Origin of the sequence: Aeromonas media (assembly GCF_000819985.1) — a bacterium.
Classification (GTDB): Bacteria; Pseudomonadota; Gammaproteobacteria; order Enterobacterales; family Aeromonadaceae; genus Aeromonas; species Aeromonas media.
Genome location: NZ_CDBZ01000153.1, coordinates 1 through 4,741, shown reverse-complemented (window position 1 = coordinate 4,741; position 4,741 = coordinate 1). Strand labels below are relative to the sequence as shown.

The window sequence follows — 4,741 nt, the reverse complement described above, 5'->3', positions numbered from 1 at the left end:
GCCAGGCACTCCCTCTCTCGTTTCTCCAAGCCTTGTCAGGCCGCGGGCACCAACCCGGGCAGGGCATGCCAGACCCGGGCGGGATCCGCCTCCTCGATGGCCGCCATCATCAGTTGCTCGCTCCAGCGCCGGTGCAGTTGCCACAGCGCACTACCCGCCTCCCCCTGCCCCTTGGTGCACTGCTTGGCCACGTCTGCGGTGCGGTAGAAGTAGCGCACCAGGGTGGTGAGCTCGGGTTCGGGCCAGCGGCAGCCAAAGTGGCGCAGCCGCTCGGACCAGAAGGCTATCTGGCGTCCCTCGTGTTCCTGCTCGACCCCGTGCAGGGCGGGGATCAGATCCATCGCCTGCCACAGCGCCCCATAGCCGACGAAGCGATCGTCCAGCGCCTCCAGTGCCTCATCCAGCAGCAGGAGCGTCTGCGGCCAGCTGTCGGCCTGCTCGCGGATGGCCTCCTGCGCCTCGCACACCGCCGCCAGCCACGCCATGGCCAGCTGGCAGATGATCGCCTCCTTGTTGGGGTAGAGGTGATAGAGGGACTTGATGCCCACCCCGGCGCGGGCGGCGATGGCATTGGTGTTGAGGGCCGCAAACCCCTGTTCCCGCAACAGAGCCAGGGTCGCCTGCTCGATGCGGTTCACCACCTCCTGACTGCGCTGCTGCCTGGGTTGACGCCGCATGCAGAGCCCATCCGGCAAACAATGTTCCGCCATCCCGTTTCTCCCGCCATGGTGACTGTTTTTCATAACTACATGATGAGACAAGATAAACACAAGTCAAAAAAAGTGCAGCAATAACTGGCATTTTTCAGAATAGCTGCAATAACCATAGGTGCTCATATCTGCAGTAAAAACTGCAATAAACCCAAGGAGAGCGCGCTATGGATAGCAAACACCCCCGTCTCAGGCTGGGCGCCATCGCCCTGCTGGTGACTGGCCTGCTCGGCTGCCAGCAGGACAGCAGTGAAGCACCACAGGACAATACCCTCTATCTCAACGGCAAGATCCACACCCAGGATGGGCAACGCAGCCAGGCCGAGGCCATGGTGGTGCAAGGCGGCAAGTTCACCTACGTGGGCACCCGCGAGGGGGCCGAGGCCCTGAAGAACGGGGCGACCCGGGTGGTGGATCTGCAAGGCAGGATGGTGCTGCCTGGCCTGCACGACAACCACATCCACCTGCTCGGCACAGTGGCGCTGGACATGTGCGATCTGGACGGCCAGAGCGTCAACCTGGATCAACTCGCGGCCAAGATCGGTGAGTGCCTGCCCCGCTACGCCCCGGCGTCCGGGGACTGGCTGGTGGTCAACCAATGGTCGCCCTATGACGGCAACACCCCGACCGCCACCCATGCTACCCTGCTGGCGGCCCTGGATGCGGCGGCGCCGAACAACCCCGTGATGCTGGCCGGGGTCGACGGCCATGCCGGCGGCTACAACTCCCAGGCACTGGCGCAGGCACAGGACAAAGACGGCAATGTGGTCGGCTTCAATGCCACCACCCTGGCCCCTGGCGGCGTGTTCGAGGCCTTCATCCCCTATGTGGATCTGGCAAGCGGCGTGATCCGGGACGCGGCACGCAGCGCCATTGCGGTCCCCGACACCGGTGTGCTGAGCGCGGAGGGCGAGCAGGCGGCGGCCCAGTATGACAAGATACTCCCCGCCATCTCGGCGCTGATGGCGTCCCGCGGCATCACGGGCGTGCAGGATGCCTGCGCCAACGACTTCATCCGACAGCGCCTGCTCAACATGCAGGACCAGGATCTGCTGCACATGCGCATCACCGCCGCCACCTGCTTCCACCAGGATGACTACAGCGGCAAGCTGGACATCGCCGGCCACCTGGCCAAGGCGAGCCAGGTGCGCGACGCCTTCGCAGGCAACCCCCTCATCAAGGCCGATACGGTGAAGATCTTCCTCGATGGTGTGCTGGAGGGAGATCCCTTCACCAGCCCTCCCTTCCTGCCCAATGCCGGCATGCTGGAGAATTACCAGAACCCGCATCTGGCCCTGGATCCTGCCAGCGGCGAGGTGAGCATCACAGCGGACAGCGAGGATGCGGGCAGCAACGGCATCGTCAACTACAAGGAGGCGGATCTGGCGCGCTACGTCACTGCGCTGGATGGGGCCGGGTTTGGCATTCACATGCACAGCATCGGCGATCGCAGCACTCGGGTGGCCCTCGATGCCCTGGAGGCGGCCCGCGCCAGCAACGGGGAGAGCCACATCCCCCACACCCTGGCCCACCTGCAGGTGGTGCACCCGGACGATCAGAAACGCCTCGGCGAGCTTGGCCTCTACCTCACTTTTACCTATGCCTGGACCACGCCCCAGCTTGCCTATGACATGCTGGTCAGCCCCTTCATCCAGCCAACCAGGGTTGGACAGTCCCTGAGCGAGGCCATCTACGATCCCATGGGCTATCTCCATGATGCGCTCTACCCGGTAGAGCATTCGCGCCAGGCCGGCGCCGTGCTGGTGGCGGGCAGCGACGCCCCGGTAGACAGCCGGGATCCGCGCCCGTTCGAGAACATGGCCGCCGGCATAATGAAGGCGGCCGGCAGCGGCGACGACTTCCGGGCCAGTCAGCGCACCTCACTGACCGAGATGCTGGCCGCCTACACCATCAACGGCGCCAGGGCGGTGCGCCAGGAGGCGATCACCGGCTCCATCGAGGCGGGCAAGTCGGCGGACTTCATCGTGCTGGACCGGGATCTGTTCGCCCTGGTCAAGGCCGGCACGCCGGAGCAGATCGCACAGACCCGGGTCGAGCAGACGGTCTTCATGGGGGAGACCGTCTACCGCAAACCCTGAACGACACGGGCCCCGCGAGGGGCCCGTTTCTTATGGCTCATTCTTATGGCTCACAGGGGGCACCTCGTCCTCCGTCAGCCCGGGTTGCAGGGCCAGGGTGAAGAGGGCCGCCACCATGTCGGACTGGGTGATGATGCCCACCAGCCGCTCCCCTTCCACCACAGGCATGTGGTGCAAGCCTCCGTCGGAGAAGGCTTCTACCAGATCGTAGAGGGGTTGGTAGCGCCGCGCCGCCCGTACCTCCCGGGTCATCAGATCCGCCACCCGCAATTGCTCGAGCGCCTCCCGCCCCCTGGGCTGGCGGCTCTCCCTGTCGATCATCAGATCATGCAGGGTGATGATGCCCGCCAATCGGCCCTCTTCGTCCGCCACCGGCAGCGCCTTGATCTGATGGTGAGAGAGCAGATCCCAGGCCGCCATGGCTGACGCCTCTGGGGAGCTGACCACCAGATCCCGCGACATCACATCCTGACAGCGCACCGTGCCCACTCGCCCCCGCAGGGCGTGCAACTGGGCCTCCTGCAGCAACTCCTGCAGATCCTGGCGGCTGATGTCGAGCAGCTCCCCGTGCTTGTCCAGGGCAAAGTCGATGTCCTGGGTGGCCAACCGGGCGCTCGGCTGGGGATCCGCCGTCTGGTGACGATTGGGCGCCACCTTGCCGCCATTGGGATAACGGCGCCCCAGGGCGCGGTTGTAGAGCAGCCCCAGGCTCAGCAACAGCAGGGAGTTGAGCAGCACAGGCAGCAGCACATAACCCACCCCCAGCGCCCGGATCCCCTCGCCGCCGATGACGGCGGTCAGGGCCACGGCCCCGCCGGGCGGGTGCAGGCTGCGGGTGAGGAACATGGCGGCGATGGCCAGCATCACCGCCAGGGCCGAGGCGAGGGCCATGTCCGGCACCAGGCTGGCACTCAGTACCCCCATCAGGGCCGAGACCCCGTTGCCCACCAGGATGGACCAGGGCTGGGCCAGGGGGCTCGCCGGGGCGGCAAACAGCAGCACGGCGGAGGCCCCCATGGGGGCGATCAGCCAGTGCACCTCCAGCCCCAGCCCCCACTGGCAGAGCCAGGCGGTGCCCAGCAATCCGACGAAGGCGCCGAGGGCGCCGTAACAACTCTCTTTGAGACTGGTATTGGTCGATACCGGCAAAAAATCCCTGAACTGCATCCTGCTCCCGAAGACGATAACATTTATTTCAAATGCGCAATTCTAGCCAGTAACCCCGGTCCAATACCAGCCCGCCAGGGGGCGCCCCCCCGGCTTATTGCCCGCAGATCCTGCCGCCACAGGTTGTACGGCACTTTTTCCTCCCTCTTAACGCTGGCTTAAGGGTCGGCTGTCACCTTTCTGCCATCCTCATGAACGGAGCAAAACGCTATGAAGACTCTCAGAGATGCCCTGCGCCGCTTTGATGGCCAGCGCCGTAGCTGGACCGCCGGGCTGGAGCGGGCCACCCTCGCCTGGCTGGCCGGACGGGGCCGCCTGCCCGCCTCACCTCAGGCGCCCCGGCGGATCCTGGTCATTCGCAGCACCAACCGCATCGGCAACAACCTCTTCCTGCTGCCCTTCCTGCAGCGGCTGAGACGGGATCACCCCAACGCCGAGATCGAGCTGGTGTGCAGCGGCGGCCCCTTGCTCCCCTTTCTCGCCGATCTGCAACTGGGGGCCATCCATCGGGTCCGCTTGCAGGGCAAGCAGCTGATCGGCGCCCTGGCGGTGCTGTGGCGCCTGCGCCAGCGGCACTATGACAGCGTCTATGTGCCCTTCGCCTCCAGCACGGATCACCTGATCGCCGCCTGGGTGCGGGCCGGCGAGAAGATCGGCTTTGACGACGCCAAGGGGGATGCCCTGTTCGATCAGCCCCTCCGCCCCGACAGTGGCTGCCACTACGCCCACCAGCCCCTGCAACTGCTCGGTTGCCATGGCAACCGA

General features: G+C 65.7%; 4 protein-coding genes. 2 read left to right on the top strand and 2 right to left on the bottom strand.

The genetic code is table 11. The annotated features are described in order from the left end of the window. Positions 1–35: 35 nt before the first annotated feature. Entirely contained in the window at positions 36–710 is a 675-nt protein-coding gene (locus BN1127_RS13090) for a TetR/AcrR family transcriptional regulator (RefSeq protein ID WP_042649765.1), read from the bottom strand. Positions 711–877: 167 nt separating this feature from the next. Here BN1127_RS13090 and BN1127_RS13085 point away from each other — a divergent pair, with 167 nt between their 5' ends. Next, positions 878–2,809 (top strand): amidohydrolase, encoded by a 1,932-nt coding sequence (locus BN1127_RS13085; RefSeq protein ID WP_042649764.1) that lies wholly within the window; start codon positions 878–880, stop codon positions 2,807–2,809. Positions 2,810–2,839: 30 nt separating this feature from the next. Here BN1127_RS13085 and BN1127_RS13080 read toward each other — a convergent pair whose 3' ends face one another. Further along, positions 2,840–3,976, bottom strand: coding sequence for an HPP family protein (locus BN1127_RS13080; protein WP_042649763.1), 1,137 nt, complete (start codon positions 3,974–3,976; stop codon positions 2,840–2,842). A gap of 210 nt (positions 3,977–4,186) precedes the next feature. On the opposite strand from BN1127_RS13080, the gene BN1127_RS13075 reads away from it, so the two are divergent. After that, a partial coding sequence (locus tag BN1127_RS13075) for a glycosyltransferase family 9 protein (RefSeq protein WP_042649762.1) occupies positions 4,187–4,741 on the top strand: 555 nt, incomplete at its 3' end.

Excerpts from the sequence above, each read along its gene's own strand:
- BN1127_RS13090 (WP_042649765.1), bottom strand. The coding sequence starts at position 710 with ATGGCGGAACATTGTTTGCCGGATGGGCTCTGCATGCGGCGTCAACCC.
- BN1127_RS13085 (WP_042649764.1), top strand. The coding sequence starts at position 878 with ATGGATAGCAAACACCCCCGTCTCAGGCTGGGCGCCATCGCCCTGCTG.
- BN1127_RS13080 (WP_042649763.1), bottom strand. The coding sequence starts at position 3,976 with ATGCAGTTCAGGGATTTTTTGCCGGTATCGACCAATACCAGTCTCAAA.